Raw genomic sequence first — 20,454 nt, 5'->3', positions numbered from 1 at the left:
AGGAGAGCAAGGAACCAACATGGCACTAGAAAACCATCCAATGTGGCGTTTGCCTAAACATCACTTAGATCAGGACGAGGCTCATGATCATGTGCACTGGGTTGAGCTTTTCTACGATTTAATTCATGTTGTGATCATTTTTTTGCTGGGCAATTATTTGAGCGATCATTTATCTATCGCTGGTTTTGCGATTTTTGCGGGACTATTTATTTCAATATGGTTCGCGTGGGCAGACTCTAGCGTATTCAATTCTTTGTATGTCAGCACTGATCTTAAGCATCGAATCATTATGTCCTGCCAAATTGTGACGTCTATGGTTATGGCCGCTGCCATCCCTAGTATTCATGATAAAGGCTGGCTCTACTTTGCCTTGGCGTTTGCTCTAAATAGACTTATAACAAGCTACTTGTATTATCGAACCATTCGACTCGGTGTTGAAGGCACTCGACTTGCTCATGATGTCAGTCGTAATTTTGCAATTCTTGCGGTTATTTTCTTGATCAGCGCTTTTTTACCGGCCCCGTATAATTATTGGTTGTTTGGTGTTGGCATTGTATCCATTCAAATTTTGTACATGTTGCCCAAAGTCGGAGTACTAGAGCACAAACGCTTTATACCGCGGTTAGGTCATATGTCAGAGCGCTTTGCTTTATTGCTGTTAATTGTGATTGGAGAGGGCTTTTTTAAACTGGTGATCACCTTATCTGAAAAAGGCGTTTATAAAGTCAGTCCCAGTGTGTTTGTTAATTTTATCTGGGGTGGGATATCTATTTTTGTGTTGTGTTGGATTTATTTTGATTTTGTAGGTAATGGCAAACCCAAAAATCAAACGAAGTCCGTTTTGGTGTCATGGTGGTTAGCGCATTTATGTCTGATGTTATCGGCAGTGATGATGGGCGTAGCGCTTGCGGGAGAAGTCAAGGTAGGATTTTGGCAACCGTATCCTTTAGGCTATGGCATCATTGGCTGTAGTGGCCTGATCATTTATTTACTCAGTTTATTGTGGATCCAGTACAGCATTGAAACGCGAGTTGCCCATCGCTTCGCTACCCCTTTGGTTAGAATGTTCGGGGTGTTTTTTGCTTTGCTTACCTTATTTTTATTACCCTTTGTGCCAGCCCTTATTGGTAACTTACTGTGGGGTATAGCGTTAATTTCACAAATAGCTATTCCTTTAACCAAAGCATATTTTACATTTTTAAAAGAAGAAGTTGCAAAACCCGACCATAATTAAGGTCGATCTTGGTTGCGCCACTCTTGGGGGGAAGCCAAGCTTTAATGCTAAGCTTAAATTGGAAAAATCATTTTGCCTAACATAAAAAAACAGCTTTATGAGCTGCTTGAAAGAGGCTTTGAAGGCCATTTTTGGAGTAAGTTTGTCAGCGGTTTTATTGTCTTATTAATTATCGCTAATGTAAGCGCCGTTATTTTAGAGTCCTATGCGCCTATAGGGGAAAAATACTCGCTGTTTTTTTCTCTTTTTAATCTCTTCTCCGTTGCGGTATTTACCGTCGAATACATTGCTCGAGTGTGGGTGAGTACAGAGTCTAAAGCATACAAATCTCGCATCCAATACATTGTTAGTCCTATTGCTTTAATTGACTTTTTAGCCATTGCGCCTTTTTATTTGTCGTTTATTTTTGCTATTGATTTGCGTTATTTACGCATGCTGAGGATGCTTCGGTTATTGAAATTGACGCACTACTTTAATGGCATCAGATTGTTTATTGATGTATTAAAAAAAGAGCTGCCCAGTATTGGCGCCGCGATTATGATCATGGCGGTTTTGGTGATCCTATCTGCAGGTATTATTTACAGTGTTGAACAAAAAGCCCAGCCCGAGGTGTTTGATAGCATTCCCAGTGCTATTTGGTGGTCGGTAGTGACCATGACCACAGTAGGGTATGGTGATGTCACCCCGGTGACCTTTTTAGGCAAGTTTATCTCTATTTTTATTATGCTGTTAGGGGTAGGGGTTGTTGCTTTACCTGCTGCTATGTTGGCCGCAAAATTTGGCGATGAACTGCGCACCAAACGCAAACATCTTGAGCAAGAAATTGCTAGCGCATTAGAAGATGGGGTCATCAGTCGGTCTGAAAAAACCGCTATTAACGACATATGCGATAGCATGGGCGTGTCAAGCGAAGAGCTAGAGCAGTTGATCCGCCATTATCAAGACCATAAAAACCAAATCATCGTCTGTGAAAAATGCGGCAATATTATTGAAGTAAAAAAACCTTAAGGTAAATGCATATTAAGAATAAAAAAAGGTGAGCATTACGCTCACCTTGTTATTTTTTAAATGTTCGTTAAGGGGTGTAATACACCGGAGAACCAGGTCCTACAGGCATCCCCAAAGCAAATACCCAAATGTAAAATAGTGCCACCCAACCAACAAAAAATGCCAAACTGTATGGCAACATGGTCGCGACTAAGGTGCCGATCCCCATGTCTTTTTTATACTTGCTGGCGACCGCTAAAATCAAACCAAAATAACTCATCATCGGGGTGATAAGATTCGTTACCGAGTCACCAATACGATACGCCGCTTGAATGGTTTCGGGGGCGTAGCCAATTAACATCAACATAGGCACAAAAATTGGTGCAGTTGCTGCCCACTGCGCCGAAGATGAGCCTAAACTTAAATTGATGATTGCGCACATAAAGATAAACAATACGAACACTTCAGGGCCCGTTAAGCTAAGGGCTTGTAATAACTCAGCGCCGTTAATGGCTAAGATGGTACCAAGGTTGGTCCATTTAAAGAATGCGACAAATTGCGAGGCGAAAAATACCAATACAATGTAAAGACTCAGTGAGCTCATGCTTTTGCTCATCGCATTAATTACATCTTTGTCGTTTTTCATGGTGCCTACAACTTTGCCGTAGACAAAACCAGGGATGGCAAAAACAATAAAGATAATCACCACAATGCCTTTTAAAAATGGCGAGCCACTTACCGCACCTGTTTCAGGGTGACGTAAAATACCGTTTTCTGGAACAATGGTTAAAGACAGTAATAGCCCCAGTAATAAAAAGCTTACCCCTGCCCATTTTAAGCCTTTTACTTCAAGTGGCGTAAGGCGCTCAATGTTGGTTTGTAGTGGTTCACTGGCCTCGCTTTCATTGTATTTACCCAGTCTTGGTTCGACTACTTTTTCGGTAATAATGGTACCTAACAGGGCAATCATAAAGGTCGAAACAATCATAAAGAACCAGTTGGCTTCAGGTCCGACTTCGTAACTTGGGGCTATCAGTTGTGCGGCCGCGGTCGTAATGCCCGACAACAATGGATCGATGGTGCCTAAAAATAAGTTAGCACTATATCCGCCAGACACACCGGCAAATGCGGCGGCTAAACCGGCTAAAGGATGGCGACCCAAACTGTGGAAGATCATAGCCGCTAGAGGGATCAGTACCACATAACCAAGTTCTGATGCGGTATTTGATAAGATCGCCGCGAAAACCACCATAAAAGTAACAAGTCGCTCTGATGCACCTAATACCATACCGCGAAGACCCGCGGATAACATGCCAGAGTGCTCAGCCACACTCACACCAAGAAGGGCGACCAATACGGTCCCTAAAGGTGCAAAACCTGTAAAGTTAGTGACTAAACCCGAAAAGATTTTTTGTAAACCTTCCGCGCTCATCAAACTAACCACTTCAATTACGCCGTCAGGATCGCGTCCTGCTGAGCCGATAGGTCTGGGATCAATTGCACTTAAGCCAAAAAAGTCTGCAACCCCACTAAACACAATGATGAAGAGACAGAACATAGCAAATAGGGTGACAGGATGCGGAAGTAAATTCCCTAAAAATTCAACGGTTGCTAAAAACCGGTTAAACCAGCCATTCTTTGGCATTGGCTGATCAAGTGTAGAACTCATATATATAGCGCCTTTTGTCGTGAGCAAATGAACATATTTGCTTCTCGTTGTAGGTGTACATAGGGTTAGCTAGGCTAACAATTGGATGCAAAGATATCATTTAACCTTACTAAGATGCAATTTCAATTGGTTTGTTTATTAATTCGCACAAGGTCCACTTAATGTTTATATTGTGATTTGTAAGCGATTAAATAAGCAACTTTGTTGGTTTTTTTTGTCAGCTTTAAAATGCTTTTAGGCTGGTTTTATTAAGCAGGTGTTCTATATTTTTAGCCACTACTGGTTGTTTTTTAAATCAGTAGCCTGTTTTTAAAGTTGTTAATAAAGTTCGGTGATAAATTTTTTTACCTTTGCAGGTGTTGTCAAGGAATGTTGATGAAATACAAAATTGAAGAGCTTATCTCACAAGATGATATTCGTCATCGTATCCAAGAGCTGGGGCAGGAGATCAGCGCCTTTTACCAAAACAGTAATGACTTGGTGATGATTGGTTTACTTAGGGGATCTTTTGTCTTTATGGCCGATTTAGCCAGAGCGATAACCGTAAATCATAGTGTCGACTTTATGACTGCATCCAGTTACGGCAATACGATGGCGTCATCGCGCGATGTTCGCATTTTAAAAGATTTAGATGATGACATTAAAGGCAAAGACGTATTGCTTATTGAAGATATTATCGATACCGGTAATACATTGAAAAAAGTTACCGAAATTTTGTCTTTACGCGATCCCAAAGCCATTCATATCTGTACATTACTCGACAAGCCTTCGCGACGAGAAGTGCCATTAGATGTTGATTGGGTTGGCTTTGAAATTCCAGATGAGTTTGTTGTCGGCGTAGGTATTGACTACGCGCAGAAATATCGCCATTTACCTTATATTGGCAAAGTCGTCATGTTGTAACTGCGCGTCTGATTCTATCCTATATTAGTAAAAGTTACTGGCGTACTTAGCTAAACCGTCCAGCAACATTTGTACTGCGATCATCACTAATATCATCCCCATTAATCGCTCCATTGCTTTTAAACCACGCTCACCTAACAAGCGGTTAAATACGTTTGAATAGATCAAAATAATGGCGCTTAAGGCCCAAGCAATGACTAAAGCAATACTAAGTTCAAATAATTGGTTTGGCATTTGATTGGTAAATAAAATCAACGAAGCCAAAATTGACGGGCCTGCCATCATAGGTACGGCTATAGGTACAAGAAATGGTTCTTCACCTTCATCTAAGCCCATCAGTCCACCAGGCTGTGGGAAAATCATCTTGATTGCGATAATAAATAAAATAATCCCCCCAGCAATACTCACTGATTCTTGCTTAAGATGCAAAAAGCTTAAAATATTTTCGCCAGCAAATAAAAACAAAAACATAATAAGCAAAGCGATAAGTAGCTCTCTGATCATTATTTGACGCTGCCTTTTAGCATCAATGTCTTTTAAGATGGAAACAAAGACAGGTAAGTTACCCAAAGGATCCATGATCAAAAATAGGGTGACAGCGATTGTTAATAATTCCATAAATCATCCGGTTAATGTTTAAATTAGATATTTTAAATATGAGGTTTGTTATTAGATAGTTGTTCAACAAATAAATTTTTTAGCGTTTCAATATCTTGGGTTTTAACGTAATTTGGTCGAATAATAAAGGCTATGCTGCGATGTGGTCCAGGTTCATTTAAATGAATCGCCGATAACTCTGAGTTGTTATGTAAGAGTTGGGTTAACGCCATTTCGGGTACTAAGGTGGTACCTAATTTACCTGCCACCATTTGAATAATTGTATGTAAGCTGGTGGAGTCAAAACCAGATTCTTGTTTTAGGCTTTTTAAATGGCAAGCTGCTAAAGCATGATCTTTTAAACAATGCCCTTCTTTTAATAGCATCAATTTGTCCAGTTCCATTTCTTTTGTGCTGATCTCTTTTGGGTGACTGTCTAATTCGTCTTTGTGACTTACCCAAAAAAAGTCTTCTTGCCAAAATTCAAAACTCATTAAACCGGAAATCGGATAGGGTAAAGCCAAAATGGCAGCATCTAAATCACCATTACGCAGCATCTCGAGTAACTCATGCGATTGCCCTTCGGTGATTTTTAACCGAAACTCTGGGTAAACCTGGCGCACTTTAGGCAGCACCTTAGGTAACAGGTAGGGGCCAATAGTCGGGATCACGCCTAAGCTCATTGGCGTCGTTAATGGTGATTTATTGAGTTGGGAAATTAACATCAACTCTTCCACATCCATTTTTACTTTTCTAGCTTTATCAAGGATTTGTTGGCCGAGGCTGGTGACAAAAACGTGTTTATTATTACGTTCAAATATTTGAACGCCAATTTGCGATTCCATTTCGGTAATGGCGGTACTGAGTGCAGATTGCGATACATTACAAAGCTCAGAGGCTTTTTTAAAATGCAATGTTTTTTCGACAGCCAGAGCATAATTTATTTGTTTTAAAGAAATCATTATTAGTCGTTCAAAAAAATTGAATATGATATTCAGTTTAATGTGATTTTCATTAAATAGGAACACACCTATACTAATTGATGCTAACTACAAAGCAAATCAATCAAGAGGTGACCCATGAAACTCACTACTCAATTACCTGCCTGGTTTTGTGCGGGTGTACTGATTGCAGGCGTTGTGATGTATGCTGTACCGTCTTCTGCAAATACCACCAGTGAAGCGAAAACCAACCAATTCTGGTGGCCTGAACAACTCAATTTATCCCCTCTTCGACAACACGATCCTAAGTCTAATCCCTACGGCGCAAAGTTTGATTACGCCAAAGCCTTTGCTGAGCTCGACCTAACGCAAGTTAAGCAAGATATTGAGTCTACGCTTACTGATTCAAAAGACTGGTGGCCAGCGGACTGGGGTCACTATGGTCCGTTAATGATCAGAATGGCTTGGCACAGTGCCGGTGTTTATCGAGTACACGATGGTCGAGGTGGCGCGGCCGGTGGTCAGCAAAGGTTCGACCCACTTAATAGTTGGCCAGATAATGCCAACTTAGACAAAGCCAGACGTTTGTTGTGGCCGGTAAAACAAAAATATGGAGCAAACCTTTCCTGGGCCGATTTAATGATTTTAGCGGGTAATGTCGCCCTTGAGTCAATGGGCTTTAAAACCTTTGGTTTTGCTGGGGGGCGAACTGACGATTGGGAGCCCGATTTAGTGTACTGGGGACCAGAAACAGCTTTTTTAAGCGATTCTCGACGCGATAACAAAGGCAAATTAAAAGGACCTTTGGCCGCCGTAGAAATGGGCTTGATTTATGTTAACCCAGAAGGCCCACATGGCAAACCCGATCCATTAGCCGCAGCGCAAGATATTCGTATGTCGTTTGGACGGATGGCGATGAACGATGAAGAAATTGTCGCTTTGATTGCCGGAGGCCACACGTTTGGTAAATCGCATGGTGCTAAAAAACCTAATGAATGTGTTGGAAAAGAGCCCGCAGCAGCCCCGATAGAGCAACAAGGTTTTGGTTGGAAAAACACTTGTGGTAGCGGTAAAGGCGCAGATACCACAACCAGTGGATTAGAAGGTGCGTGGACTGTCACTCCAACCCAGTGGTCAACCAACTACCTTGATAATCTGATGAATTTTGATTGGGTGTTAACAACCAGTCCTGCAGGTGCTAAGCAATGGAAACCCAATGTCGATGGTGCTGAAAACTTGGTCCCAGATGCTCATATCGAAGGTAAGCGTAATGCACCCATGATGCTCACCACGGATATTGCTCTTAAAGAAGACCCTGACTTTCGCAAAATTGTTGAACGTTTTCGTAAAAATCCAGCGGAATATGAGCTTGCCTTTGCTAAAGCGTGGTTTAAATTAACGCATCGCGATATGGGGCCAAGAGCTCGATATATTGGTGATGAAGTGCCAGAAGAGGTTTTACTGTGGCAAGACCCGTTACCGAAAGCCAACGCGAACAACATAAATAAACAAGATATCGCAAAGCTTAAAGAGCGTCTTTTAGACTCGGGTTTAACAAGGGCTGAACTTGTTAGAACTGCATGGGCTTCGGCTTCTAGTCATCGTGTCACAGACATGCGAGGAGGCGCCAATGGTGCGCGTCTTCAGTTACAGCCACAAATAGATTGGGCTGTGAACAATCCTGCTGAACTTAATAAGGTACTCACTAAGTTAAAAGATATTCAACAGTCGTTTAACGACCGTTCATCGACCAATGTCTCGTTGGCGGATTTAATTGTGCTTGGTGGGGCGACGGCGATAGAGCAGGCAGCCAAAGAGGCAGGTCTAAGTCTTCAAGTTCCGTTTGCGCCAGGTCGAGTCGATGCTAGCCAAGAACAGACCGACATTAAATCGTTTAGCTATTTAGAGCCAAAAGCCGATGCTTTTCGAAATTATTATCACAGTTCAAGTTACGCTAACCCCACAGAAATGATGGTCGATAAAGCCAATCTATTAGGATTAAGCGTACCCGAAATGACGGTTCTTATTGGTGGTTTACGCAGCTTAGGGGCAAATTATCAAGACAGTAAACACGGTGTTTTTACCAACACTCCTGGCCAGTTAACGAATGACTTTTTTGTTAACTTACTGGACATGGCAACGGTTTGGGAAAAATCGTCTGAGCCTGGGATATACCTAGGTAAAGATCGCGCTAGCGGTAAATTAAAATGGAGCGCAACACCGGTAGATTTGATTTTTGGCTCGAATGCCGAACTAAGAGCGGTTACCGAAGTGTACGCGTATGATGACTCTAAGCAAAAGTTTGTCGAGGATTTTGTCAATGCATGGGTTAAAGTCATGCAATTAGACCGATTCGATTTAAAATAAACCCAATTGCCAACAATGGCTAATGGCTACGGGGAAAACATGCCTAATCGAGCTGGGAAGATTTACAAAAATGCGTTGATTTTTGATTAAAAGTTTGTAATAAATCAAAGATGGTTACGTAAAGTTGTCATATTATGTAACGGATATGGTGATGTACGAAGCAGGACATAACTTCGATAAACCATTGACTTTTTCCAAGCCATGTCATGCTATGGGGTCATGAAAGCAGTATTGTCATATTTAAAAGCGAGAAACTCAAAACATAACAACAAGTTTACTCACAATTAGAAAAAGTAATTAAGTGCGGTAATAATTGAGTTCATGTTTGAGTTTAAATATGACGTCAAAGGCTAACTGGTGTGTTCGGGTGTAGGAAACATTCCTGAATTTATAAAGTAAAAAAGCGCTTAGTGCGCTTTTTTTATGCCTTAAATCTTATTGAAAATAAAGGAAATAGTTGATTCGTAAACGATGTTGCGTACTATGGTATAAAAAATAACCAGGAACGCAGACCAATGTTAAACCTTAAAAAGGCATTTTGTTTATTCTTTTGGGGATTATTTTTCACTGCATTTTCGAACCAGGCTCAAGATGCCATTCCCGACTCTTTAAGTCCTTGGGTGCCTTGGGTATTAGAGGGAAATGAAATGTATTCATGTCCTTTTATTAATAACTCCGATTATCATAACTCGTTTAATCATATCTGTGCTTGGCCCTCATCATTAACCATTGACGTCAACGAAACACAAGGTTGGTTTAACCAGCAATGGAAAGTTTTACAACCCAGTTTTGTGCCTTTGCCCGGTAGTTTACAACATTGGCCTCAATCGGTTCAGGTAAATAAACAGTTGGCCGTGGTGTTAAATATTGATGGTTTACCCTTTATCCAATTAGAGCAAGGCAATTATCAAATATCAGGGCGTTTTATCTGGTCTGAATTACCACAAAGCTTGGTGATATCACCCAAGTTTGCCGCGGTTAATTTAACGGTTAACCAACAATTGGTGTCGTTTCCTAAAGTCGAAAATAATGAGCTTTGGTTGCAGCAAGTGCAATCTGAGACAAAAACTAATGATACCTTAGAAATGAGGGTTTTGCGGCGCATTAATGATGGCCCATATATTGAGTTAATCACCTCAATAAAATTAACCGCCTCAGGCAAAATACGAGAAGAAAAACTGGGCAGTTTATTACCACAAGGCTTTGAGTTGATTGGAATAGATTCAAGACTTTCTACTTATGTCGATGGTGAAGGGGTGTTACATGCCAAAGTAACACCTGGAGAGTGGCAGATTGAGGCGCTTGCTTATGCCAAACCAACACGATTAACTTGGCAACGGCCTCAGCCAACTTATTTTTGGCCTGAGCAAGAGGTATGGGTATTTGATTTTGCTCCTGACTTTCGTATTGGTAAACTCGAAGGAGCGAGGATGATCGACAGCAGTCAGATTGATATGCCCCCTAGCTGGTATCAATTACCCAGTTACCTTGTGTCGGCACAAACTCGATTGCAATATGACGTCCAACATCGTGGTAAGCCTTTGCATTTAGAGAATCAAATCGAGTTAAATCGTCATTTATGGCTGTCATTTGATCAGCAAAGTTACGCATTTAGCGATCATCTAAGTGGTAAAATGAGCAGTGAATGGCGCTTGAGTATGCAGGCGCCGTTCACTCTTGAATCGGCACAAGATAAAGATGGCTATAGTCTGATCACCAGCATTAAAGATGGGGAGAGAGGCGTTGAAAATCGTTACCCGCAAGTAGATATTGATGCCACGGGCAGTGTGTTGGCCAACACAAAAATGCCAATAACCGGTTGGCAACATGATTTTGAACGCGTTTCTATTGGTTTAAACCTACCTCCTGGCAATATGTTGATGGCTGTTTTTGGTGCCGATTTTGTCTCAAAAAGTTGGTGGTCTGGATGGACAATTTGGACCAGCTTTATTGTGTTATTGGCCACCATGATGGCAACTCGGTTATTTCATCTTGCCATTGGTTTGTGTACAGCATTGATGTTGGTCTGTATTTATCAAGAGCCGAATGCACCGATTATCTCTATTCTTAATTTGCTGTTGGCGTATGCGATTTTTAAACATCAGCCCTTTACACAGTTAAAAAGCATCAGTAAAAGCTACTTTATTGTCAGTGGTTTAATCGCTTTTGCTGGCATTTTGTTCTTTTCTGCTCAACAAATTAAAACGGTTATTTACCCTCAGCTAGAGCCACAAGATAGGCAAGTAAATAACATTGTGACAGTGGCACATGATGACAACAATCAAATTGTGCGGGCGCGAAAAATGCGAGATGAGCTGTTGTCAAAATCTGCACGTAGAGAAAGTCAGAACCGCGTTGAACCTGAAATGATAGCGCTGCCCGGGGAAAAATTAGAATATCAAAACAAGCAGATTATGGAACGTTATCAAAAAGATGCATTAATCCAAACCGGCTCTGGTCTGCCCAACTGGCAGTGGAAACAGTATACAATAAATTGGCATTCTCCAGTGGCGCAAGGACAAACCTTTGATCTTTGGTTGCTATCTAAAAATGGTTATCGGGTATTTAAGTTTGTTGGCATCAGCTTAACTTTGTTGTGGTTCTTTTTATTAATAAAGCGCGAGTTTCATCTTGCATTAAAACCACTGGTGAGTAAAACCGCATCAGTTGTACTTTACTTAGCGTTACTTGTTCCTGCTATTTCTTCGGATGCAATGGCTGCAAACTTTCCTGAGCAAGCATTATTAGAACAGCTCAAATCTCGGTTACTCAAAGCGCCAGAGTGTGCCCCAAATTGTGCCATTTTAAACCGCATGGAAATAGACATCCGCAAACAAAAGTTGTCATTAACTCTTGAAGTTCATGCCGCCAACGATACCGCATTTGCCTTGCCAAAAGCCGACTATTGGTTAGCGCAAACCATAGAGTTAAATAATAAACCCGTTACCGGCTTATATAAGTCAAATGACTGGGTGTATATGCATCTTGCTAAAGGTGTATCTCAACTGACATTGCAAGGGAGTATTGCGCCTGTTGATGTTTTTGAGCTTGAGTTTAATCAGCCGCCAAAATTTGTGAACTACAAGGTGTCAGAAGATTGGGATATTGCTGGAATGAAAGACCATACGCTATCTGGAAATGTCCTTCAGTTTATGGCAAAGGTGAGCCACAAAAAAGCTGGTGAGCAAATCGTAAGTCGCTATATTAGTAGCCCATTTGTGCAAGTACGAAGAACATTAACGATAGACAATGAATGGCGATTAGTGACTGAAGTCACTCGCATCGCGCCAAATATTGGTGCTTTAAATGTGAAAGTGCCAACTCTTGTAGGCGAAAATATTACCAGCTCAAAAATCAATGTTGAAAACGCCAATGTACTCGTCAGTCTGTCTGCCGGTGAGAAATACTTTCGTTGGCAATCAAGTCTTCAACCGGTGCCGTCGTTGCAACTAAAGGCCATGCCAAACCAGCCCTTTATTGAACATTGGCAAGTGATTGTTAGCCCATCTTGGCATCTCGAACTTGCGGGCGTGCCAATGGTATTGTCACAACAAAACGACCAGCAATATTATGTCTATTCGTTTTTCCCTTACGTTGATGAATCATTAGAGTTAACCCTCACCCGTCCTGATGCGGTGCCCGGAAGTGTGTTAGCCATTGATTCGGTGCAATACAAAATTGAACAAGGTCAGCGCACAAGTTTACTGGATTTAGAATTTACTTATCGTAGTACCCGAGGGCAAGAACATAGCATTGAACTTCCTAAAGGCTATGATCTTAAGCAAATCAAGGTCGATAACACGCCCTTAAACTTACAAGTTGAAGAGGGTAAGTTATTGATGCCGATTGTACCAGGCAGTCACAACGTTGCGATTCAAATGCGGGCAAATAAAAACAGCGAGGTATTTTTATCTGCCCCCAAAATTGATTTAAATGCACCGACAAGCAATATTACCAGCGTTATTTCCGTTAACAGCCAGAGATGGATTTTATGGACTGACGGACCTTTATTAGGCCCAGCGATATTATACTGGGGAGAACTGCTTGCGTTTATCGTAATCGCTTTGTGTATTGCTCGAGTACCATTCTCCCCCTTAAATACCGTTAGTTGGATAGTGCTTGGCTTGGGGATAAGCTTGAATAACTGGGGTGTTTTGATGCTAATCGCGTTGTGGTTTGGTGCTCTGACAGCAAGTAAGTGGCGGCCTAAAGAGCTTGGTTATCTGAGTTTTAATCTGTCCCAGCTTGGTCTTTATGTGTTGTCTTTGCTAGCCATTATATCTCTGTTGTCGGTGATCCCATACAGTTTATTAAGTGCACCAAATATGGGGGTTGAAGGAAATAACTCTTATGGAAATTATTTACAATGGTTTATTGATCAAAGTTCAGGCCAACTACCGCAAGTGTCGGTGGTGAGTATTAGCACCTTATTTTATAAAGCCATCATGTTGGCTTGGGTTATTTGGTTAAGTTTTTCGATGCTTAATTGGATCAAATGGGCATGGAAAGTATTAGGCCAACAAGGCTATTGGCGCAGTAAAATAAAACAATCACTTGAAAAAGCAAAGTAAAACAAACGGGCGCTCATCTAGCGCCCGATTTGATTGTGGTTTTAAATTTCCTATTAACTAATTATCAATATCAACAATAATTATAAATACTTGTTATGATGTGATGATTCAAATAATGTCTTAGGAGCAATACTGTGCTTAATCCGATTTGGCTTAATACTTTTAAAACCTTAATCGAAGTGGGGCATTTCACCCAAACGGCAGAAAAGTTGTTTATGACCCAGCCAGGGGTCAGTCAACACATAAAAAAACTAGAACAAGCCTGTGGTCATGACTTAATTCGCCGAGAAAACAAAAGTTTTGAACTTACCGAACAAGGGCGGTTGGTATACGACTATGCAATAACATTGCAACAGGGACAACAGGATCTCTTGACCGCTCTAAATTTTGATGATCCTTTTGCCGGTAGTTGTAAAATCTCTTGTTCTGGCTCATTGGTGTTAAAACTCTACCCCAAGCTCTTAAATCTACAATGTCAACATCCTCAACTCATTATAAACATGGAAGCCGCGCCTAATCGACACATTATTAAAGAAGTCCAAGACGGTGAGACCGATGTCGGTATAGTGACCCACTTGGCTAACCCCAGTCAGTTTGAGGTCACAATACTTGGTGTTGAAACCTTGTGTTTAGTGTTACCTGCTGACAGAGAGTGGGATTTAGATTCGGCTGATTTTTTAACAACCTTAGGGCTGATAAATCATCCTGACGGGCATTATTATTTGTCGATGTATTTTGCTCAATGTGGCAACAAAGGCTTTAGTGAACTCAATCTTGACGATATTCCCATTACAGGTTACGTCAACCAAATAAGTCAAATATTGTTGCCCGTATCTAAGGGACTGGGCTTCTCAGTATTACCCAAAAGTGCCGTAGAATGTTTTATCGAACGAGAGACACTATCGGTATTTGAAGCTAAAAAGTCTGTTACCGAAACCCTCTATTTAATTCATAAGCGCAATCGGGAACTGCCGAAGCGTTTTGATACGGTCATTGATTTAATAAAACAACAAATCAAATAAGCTAGGGCTGATTAATCGTTTTAGTGTCGATTGTTGCAAATGGGGGAATGAGCCTCTAAAATCGGGCGAATACCTACGTATAGTGATAATAAGAGGATCGTATGCAGTACAGAAGAATGGGCAAAACAGGGTTGCAACTGAGTGAATTGGGTTTTGGCTCTTGGGTAAATTTTGCGACTGGGGTGCAATTTAACGATGCCAAAAATTTGATGGCTGCGGCGTATGATGCAGGCATTAATTTTTACGATAATGCCGAAGGCTATGAGGCCGGAAAGTCTGAAGAGCTTATGGGCAACGTCATTTCTAAATTGCAATGGACACGTGATTCCTATGTGATCTCATCGAAGGTATTTTGGGGGGGCGATAAACCAACTCAACGCGGTTTATCGCGCAAACACGTTTTTGATGCGTGTCACGGTGCATTGAAACGCTTTAATGTTGATTATTTAGATTTATATTATTGTCACAGACCCGATATCGATACCCCCATTGGAGAAACAGTCGAAGCCATGACGGACCTTGTCAGGCAAGGTAAGGTGATGTACTGGGGAACCAGTGAATGGAACGCCCAACAAATTAGCGAAGCGATGGGTATTGCTCAAGCTCGTAATTTAGTTGCTCCAGTTGTTGAACAGCCGGAATACAATATGTTGCGCCGTAATAAAGTGGAAGGTGAGTTCAGACCGTTATACGAAAAAGGTTTAGGGCTAACCACTTTTTCGCCTTTAGCTTCAGGTTTGTTAACCGGTAAATACATCGATGGCATCCCAACGGGCAGTCGTTTTAGTTTAGATGATTATCAATGGCTAAAAGATATCCTAATGGATAACCCAGATGATCTAGACAAAATTAGAAAACTCGATCGGTTGGCCAGAGACATTGGAGTGCCATTGCATCATCTGGCGCTTTGTTGGCTGTTAACCAATGAGCAGGTTTCAAGTGTTATTTTAGGGGTGAGCAAATTGGCTCAACTCGAAGATAATTTGGCCGCGTTAAATTCCAAAGGCGCGTTAAGCCATGAGGTCATGGCGCAAATAGAAAATATTTTGCAAAACAAACCTGCAGAGCCCCAACGATTTTAAGCCTTTGCGATTGATAACTCGTGGGAATAAAAAAGGCATGCTAGCAGCATGCCTTTTTATTGTGTTGTCAGTTTCCATTTCTACTTATCAACGGTCAAGCTTTACTCTCAGTGGCGGCAACAAACACATTTAGCAAGCGAATAAACGATGCTTCGGTGCTGGATTTACTGCCTGACATGAGAAAGTTTTCAGCGGCTTGATGTAGAGTCTGAGCAAATTCAAGGCTGGTCATACTTACTTTAACCAAGCTTAATTCATTTGCTTCAACCGCTTGTTGTGCTTTGTCCGCAATGGCTTTAATGGTTTGTAAGCGTCTTTGCTCTATTAAATCTTGGCAATATTGTTCGCCAGCTTGGGCTAAGTCTGGTTTAATTAAGTGGTTGCTAACTTCTTCAAACACTCGCTCACACTTCTCTCGTAATAAGGCTTTTGTGGCGGGCCAAAAGCTTTGATTACTGAGCTGGTAATTCTCGATGGTCATCGCCGTTTTATCTAAATAGTCAGAAACAACGGCTCTAAATAAGGCTTCTTTATTGGTAAAGTGCTTGTGAATAGTAACGCGGGATATTTTGGCATGACGAGAAATCATCGCAATATTGGCTGTATTATAGCCATGCTGGCGAAAGCATTCTCTGGCGGCTTTAATGATTCTGTTTATACTGTCGGGCAAAATACACTCCTATTATTTGAAAGCGTTACTATTTAGAAATAATTACCATAAATTATCGCGTTTACACTTTTGCTTTATGTGTTAACATGCCCGCGTAAACTTTCGTTCATTTTTATTAATATGTTAGCGTAAATATTCTGACATATTGAAATTGATAAGCCAATACACACTATGCTTAAGCCAGTGTTTGACATAAATTAACATTTTTTTAGGTGTATTGGTAAATCTTTAAGGAGTCATTTGTGGGTCGATACTTTTGTTTTACTATCTTTGCGTTGCTTCTTTTGGGTTGTGGAGAACCTGACACCAAAGTTGTCGCACCGGAAAAGCCTATTGTGGTGCAACTGAGTGCCGTGGAAAAAAATTATCAAGCGAAAAGCTTTGAATTCCCGGCCACGGTTGAAGCCGTAAAAGACGTTAATTTAAAGTTTGAACTGTCTGGGCGTTTGGTTATGGTCAATTTAAGCGAAGGAAAAAGGGTTATAAAAGGAGAGTTACTGGCCAAAATAGACCAAGCTCCGTTTATTCGCAAAGTGGCTGAAAGTCGAATTCGACTAGATCTTGCAACGACCGAGCTTAACCGCATGCAAACCATGTTTGATAAAGGGGTGGCTTCAAAACGTATGTTCGATAACGCCAAATCCGAATTTGAAATTGCTCGATTAGCATTAGCAAATGCCGAACAGGACCTAAGCTATACCGAACTTAGAGCACCGTTTGATGCGGTTGTTTCAGCGCGCTTTATTGACAATAATAGCTACATTAAATCGTCTGATACCATTGCCACATTGCAAGATGTATCAAGTTATTATTTTACCTTTGATGTGCCCGAAAAACTGATCACTGCCAATGCGGGTAATACCCAGTTTGATGCCACCGCAACCGTATTAAGTAATGGCTCTAAAACCTATGATATTCATTATGTTGAGCACCAAACGCAACCCGATCCTATTACCCAAACCTACAGCGTTACTTTTGCTTTAAACTCTGCCGAGAAGGTTAATTTAATTCCCGGTACTAGAGCAACGGTTAAAGTCAAAAAATTGCACCCGGAAGGTGAGCAATATGTGGTGCCATTATCGGCGTTAATTGGCAGTGGAGAAAGTGGTTTTCATGTTTGGGTGTTTAACCCTCAGAGCCAGCGCGTAGCAAAACAGTCGGTGGATGTGCTCACCATTGAAAATCGCCATGCGTTAATAGGGCCTGGTTTAACTGTCGGTCAAAAAGTGGTATCGGCAGCCGCCAATAAAATGCGCCAAGGGTTGTTAGTGAAAGAATACGTGGCGGTGAAGTAATGTTTGATATCGCTCGTTATTCTATTTTAAAACCGATTAATGTGTGGCTATTTGTTCTTATTAGTTGCGTTGGTGGTGTTATCGGTTTAAAAGAAATTGGCCGCCTTGAAGATCCTGCTTTTACCATCAAACAAGTCCAAGTGGTAACCCAATTTCCAGGGGCCAGTGCTGAGAAAGTAGAAAAAGAACTGACCGAGCAAATAGAAATTGCGCTGCAAAAAATGCCGCAATTAAAGGAGTTAAACTCGGTCAGTAAACCAGGCGTTTCAGTGATTACGGTTGAGGTGTCCTCAAAGTTACGCGGGCCCCAATTACCGCAAGTTTGGGATGAAGTTCGAAAACGCATTGGCGATATCGAAAACAAACTGCCTCTGGGCGCAGGTCAACCGGTAGTGTATGACGATTTTGGCGATGTTTTTGGTTTGTATTATGCCTTAACCGCCAAAGACTTTACACCGTATCAAATTCGCGAATTTGCGCGTATTTTAAGGCGAGAGCTCTTAACCCTTGACGGGGTCGCTAAGGTCAATGTCAATGGTATCTTAGAAGAGCATATTGTTGCTGAACTCGACCGTTTTCAAATTGCGGGCTTAGGTTTGTCCTACCCAGATGTCGCAAATGTCATCAACAACCATTTACGCCCAGCGATTGGTGGGCGGTTATTAGTGGGTGAAAAAAATCTGCGTTTAGCCGTTGAAGCATCGAATAATCGATTAGATGAAATCGCCGACTTATCGTTTGTGGTACCTGGTCAGAACCGTTCAATAAAACTTAAAGATATTGCCACGTTAAGTATTAAAGCGGTTGATATTCCTAAAGAATTAATTCGTTACAATGGCCACCCTGCGGTGACTTTATCGGTTGCAGCCCAAAAAGAAGTCAATATTGTGGCTGTTGGCCAAGCGGTAAATGAAAAAGTCGCCAAAGTATTAGCTGAATTACCGGCAGGCATTGAGGTTGATGCCATTTATGATCAAGCCGAAGAAGTTGACCATGCGGTTGATGGCTTTATTACCAACCTTGAAATGTCGATGCTGGTCGTAACGCTGACTTTGTGTTTATTTATGGGCTGGCGCTCAGGCGTTGTGGTTGGCGTAACCTTGTTAGTAACCGTGCTAGGTACGGTGATGATTATGTGGTTATACGGTCTACAGTTAGAGCGAATTTCGCTGGGGGCTATGGTCATTGCAATGGGGATGTTGGTCGACAATGCCATTGTGGTGGCGGAAGGCATGATGCTTAGAATGCATGCTGGTAAATCGGCGCTAGAGTCGGCAAGCTTTATTGTAAAGCGAACCCAGTGGCCATTGCTGGGGGCAACGATTATTGGAATTTGTGCGTTTTCTGGCATCGGTTTGTCCGATGATACAACCGGAGAGTTTTTATTTTCTCTATTTGCGGTTGTGCTTATTTCCTTGCTCTTAAGTTGGGTGTTGGCTGTCACGTTAACCCCGTTATTAGGTCGCTACTTTTATCAAGTTAAAGATCAAAGCGCTCATGCATCTACCGGTTTTATTGGTCGTCAATACTTAGCATTTTTAGGCTGGGCATTAAAGTGGCGTTGGTTAACCATTGCTGGCTTGGTACTGATTACCGTAACTGCTTATGCAAGTTTTGGCTTGATCAAACAAGGTTTCTTTCCGCCATCAAATTCACCTATTTTCTTTGTCCATTACTGGGGGCCACAAGATAGGGATATTCGTAGCACTGAAAAGGTGATGATTAAAGCTGAACAAATGCTCACCGATTTGCCACAAGTGAAATCGGTTGGAACCTATATTGGTAAAGGCGCTGAGCGTTTTACATTGGTTTATGCACCCGAGTCGGCCAACGAAAGTTACGGCGTATTTGTGATCAGAACACACAGCAGTGATACCATCGAAACCTTGTCTCAAACCTTGCCTGCAACTTTGCAGCAAGCTGATCCTGATGGTCAGTTTTTCAGTCAGGTAATGCAATATGGTGCGCCGACCAAATCCAAAATTGAAGCTCGGATATCTGGTGATGATCCTGCACAATTGCGTGTTATTGCCAATCAAATAAAAGACATCTTTTATCAAGATGCAACCATCCGTGATGTGCGTGATAACTGGCGAGAAAAAGGGTTTGTATTAACCCCTAAATATGATGATATTGCCGCTGGTTTAGCGGGGGTCAGTCGATTAGATTTTTCTGAAGCAATTCAGTATGAAACTAAGGGTTTACGGGTAGGGCAATTACATGATGGTGATTACTTATATCCGATCATCGTAAGAAATAAAGGCGCGGAAAATAACGACGTTATCGATATTCAAAAAAGCTTGGTCTGGAGCAGTTCGCAGCGAAAATACATTCCATTTTCGCAAATTTCATCACAACTCAATTATGACAGTGAAGAAGTGTTAATTCATCGACGTAATCGTGTTCGCACCATTACCGTCGGTGCCGAACCGGGTTTTAATGAAACGGCTGCGAAAGCCTTTGCGCGTAGCAAAGCTAAAATTGAACAACTGGTATTGCCTGAGGGCTATTATATTGAGTGGGGTGGTGAGTTTGAATCCTCACAAGATGCCCAAAAAGCATTAGGAGCTGGTTTACCACTGGGCTTTTTATTGATGTTTATCATCAGTGTTTTACTCTTTGGCCGAGCACGACAACCACTGATCATTTGGTTGTTGGTGCCAATGGCATTAGTTGGTGTGGTCAGTGGTTTGCTCTTAGCAGACTTACCGTTTGGCTTTATGTCGTTACTTGGCTTTTTAAGTCTGTTTGGCATGTTGATCAAAAATGCGATTGTGTTATTAGAAGAAATTGATCTGCAAATTCAAGAAGGTAAAGCAGCGCATCAAGCCATTGTCGATGCCAGTGTCAGTCGTTTAAGACCGGTATCGTTGGCGGCAATAACCACCATATTAGGGATTTCACCGTTGATTTTCGATCCGTTCTTTGCCGATATGTCGGTGACGATTATGGGCGGTTTAGCCTTTGCTACCGTATTAACCTTGATTGCGGTGCCCGTGCTCTATAGCGTGTTTTACAAAGTATCATTTAGAGCGGCGCAAGTCACTCACTAGAGCAGATTATCAAAGTCCAGTTAGGGTAAAACCACTGGACTTTTTTATCGTTAAGTTTTTGTT

The 20,454-nt window shown here is 41.6% G+C and carries 13 protein-coding genes; 9 read left to right on the top strand and 4 right to left on the bottom strand.

Annotation, left to right across the window (positions count from 1 at the left end):
- Positions 1-19 precede the first annotated feature (19 nt).
- Both ACAY00_RS10945 and ACAY00_RS10940 read left to right on the top strand, forming a co-directional pair.
- Positions 20-1,234 (top strand): low temperature requirement protein A, encoded by a 1,215-nt coding sequence (locus ACAY00_RS10945; RefSeq protein WP_371373390.1) that lies wholly within the window; start codon positions 20-22, stop codon positions 1,232-1,234.
- A 72-nt stretch (positions 1,235-1,306) separates the two neighbouring features.
- Complete coding sequence (locus tag ACAY00_RS10940) at positions 1,307-2,242, top strand: ion transporter (RefSeq protein ID WP_371373387.1); 936 nt, start codon at positions 1,307-1,309, stop codon at positions 2,240-2,242.
- A 67-nt stretch (positions 2,243-2,309) separates the two neighbouring features.
- Here ACAY00_RS10940 and ACAY00_RS10935 read toward each other — a convergent pair whose 3' ends face one another.
- Positions 2,310-3,890: an AbgT family transporter gene (locus tag ACAY00_RS10935; protein ID WP_371373384.1), complete on the bottom strand. Its 1,581-nt coding sequence runs from the start codon at positions 3,888-3,890 to the stop codon at positions 2,310-2,312.
- A gap of 375 nt (positions 3,891-4,265) precedes the next feature.
- Here ACAY00_RS10935 and hpt point away from each other — a divergent pair, with 375 nt between their 5' ends.
- Positions 4,266-4,793 (top strand): hypoxanthine phosphoribosyltransferase, encoded by a 528-nt coding sequence (gene hpt, locus ACAY00_RS10930; RefSeq protein ID WP_371373381.1) that lies wholly within the window; start codon positions 4,266-4,268, stop codon positions 4,791-4,793.
- A 24-nt stretch (positions 4,794-4,817) separates the two neighbouring features.
- Here hpt and ACAY00_RS10925 read toward each other — a convergent pair whose 3' ends face one another.
- Together ACAY00_RS10925 and ACAY00_RS10920 are read right to left on the bottom strand one after the other, a co-directional pair.
- Positions 4,818-5,411: a YhgN family NAAT transporter gene (locus tag ACAY00_RS10925; protein WP_371373378.1), complete on the bottom strand. Its 594-nt coding sequence runs from the start codon at positions 5,409-5,411 to the stop codon at positions 4,818-4,820.
- Positions 5,412-5,443: 32 nt separating this feature from the next.
- Positions 5,444-6,352, bottom strand: a complete 909-nt coding sequence (locus ACAY00_RS10920; RefSeq protein WP_371373376.1) for a LysR substrate-binding domain-containing protein — start codon at positions 6,350-6,352, stop codon at positions 5,444-5,446.
- A gap of 117 nt (positions 6,353-6,469) precedes the next feature.
- Here ACAY00_RS10920 and katG point away from each other — a divergent pair, with 117 nt between their 5' ends.
- The 4 genes from katG (at position 6,470) to ACAY00_RS10900 (ending at position 15,373) form a co-directional block, all read left to right on the top strand.
- On the top strand, positions 6,470-8,698 hold the full coding sequence (katG, locus tag ACAY00_RS10915) for a catalase/peroxidase HPI (protein ID WP_371373373.1): 2,229 nt from the start codon (positions 6,470-6,472) through the stop codon (positions 8,696-8,698).
- Positions 8,699-9,213: 515 nt separating this feature from the next.
- Positions 9,214-13,269, top strand: a complete 4,056-nt coding sequence (locus ACAY00_RS10910) for a hypothetical protein (RefSeq protein ID WP_371373371.1) — start codon at positions 9,214-9,216, stop codon at positions 13,267-13,269.
- A 134-nt stretch (positions 13,270-13,403) separates the two neighbouring features.
- Positions 13,404-14,291 carry a LysR family transcriptional regulator gene (locus tag ACAY00_RS10905; RefSeq protein ID WP_371373368.1) on the top strand — a complete coding sequence of 296 codons (888 nt, stop codon included), beginning with the start codon at positions 13,404-13,406 and terminating at the stop codon, positions 14,289-14,291.
- Positions 14,292-14,392: 101 nt separating this feature from the next.
- Positions 14,393-15,373: an aldo/keto reductase gene (locus tag ACAY00_RS10900; RefSeq protein WP_371373366.1), complete on the top strand. Its 981-nt coding sequence runs from the start codon at positions 14,393-14,395 to the stop codon at positions 15,371-15,373.
- A gap of 94 nt (positions 15,374-15,467) precedes the next feature.
- Here ACAY00_RS10900 and ACAY00_RS10895 read toward each other — a convergent pair whose 3' ends face one another.
- On the bottom strand, positions 15,468-16,043 hold the full coding sequence (locus ACAY00_RS10895) for a TetR/AcrR family transcriptional regulator (RefSeq protein ID WP_371373363.1): 576 nt from the start codon (positions 16,041-16,043) through the stop codon (positions 15,468-15,470).
- A gap of 242 nt (positions 16,044-16,285) precedes the next feature.
- On the opposite strand from ACAY00_RS10895, the gene ACAY00_RS10890 reads away from it, so the two are divergent.
- Both ACAY00_RS10890 and ACAY00_RS10885 read left to right on the top strand, forming a co-directional pair.
- Positions 16,286-17,338 carry an efflux RND transporter periplasmic adaptor subunit gene (locus ACAY00_RS10890; protein WP_371373360.1) on the top strand — a complete coding sequence of 351 codons (1,053 nt, stop codon included), beginning with the start codon at positions 16,286-16,288 and terminating at the stop codon, positions 17,336-17,338.
- On the top strand, positions 17,338-20,391 hold the full coding sequence (locus tag ACAY00_RS10885) for an efflux RND transporter permease subunit (protein WP_371373357.1): 3,054 nt from the start codon (positions 17,338-17,340) through the stop codon (positions 20,389-20,391). Before ACAY00_RS10890 ends, ACAY00_RS10885 begins: the two co-directional genes overlap by 1 nt.
- Positions 20,392-20,454 lie beyond the last annotated feature (63 nt).

Source organism: Thalassotalea sp. 273M-4, assembly GCF_041410465.1.
Classification (GTDB): domain Bacteria; phylum Pseudomonadota; class Gammaproteobacteria; order Enterobacterales; family Alteromonadaceae; genus Thalassotalea_A; species Thalassotalea_A aquiviva.
Note: the sequence above shows the minus strand (reverse complement) of the source record. Positions and strands in the feature narration are given on the sequence as shown.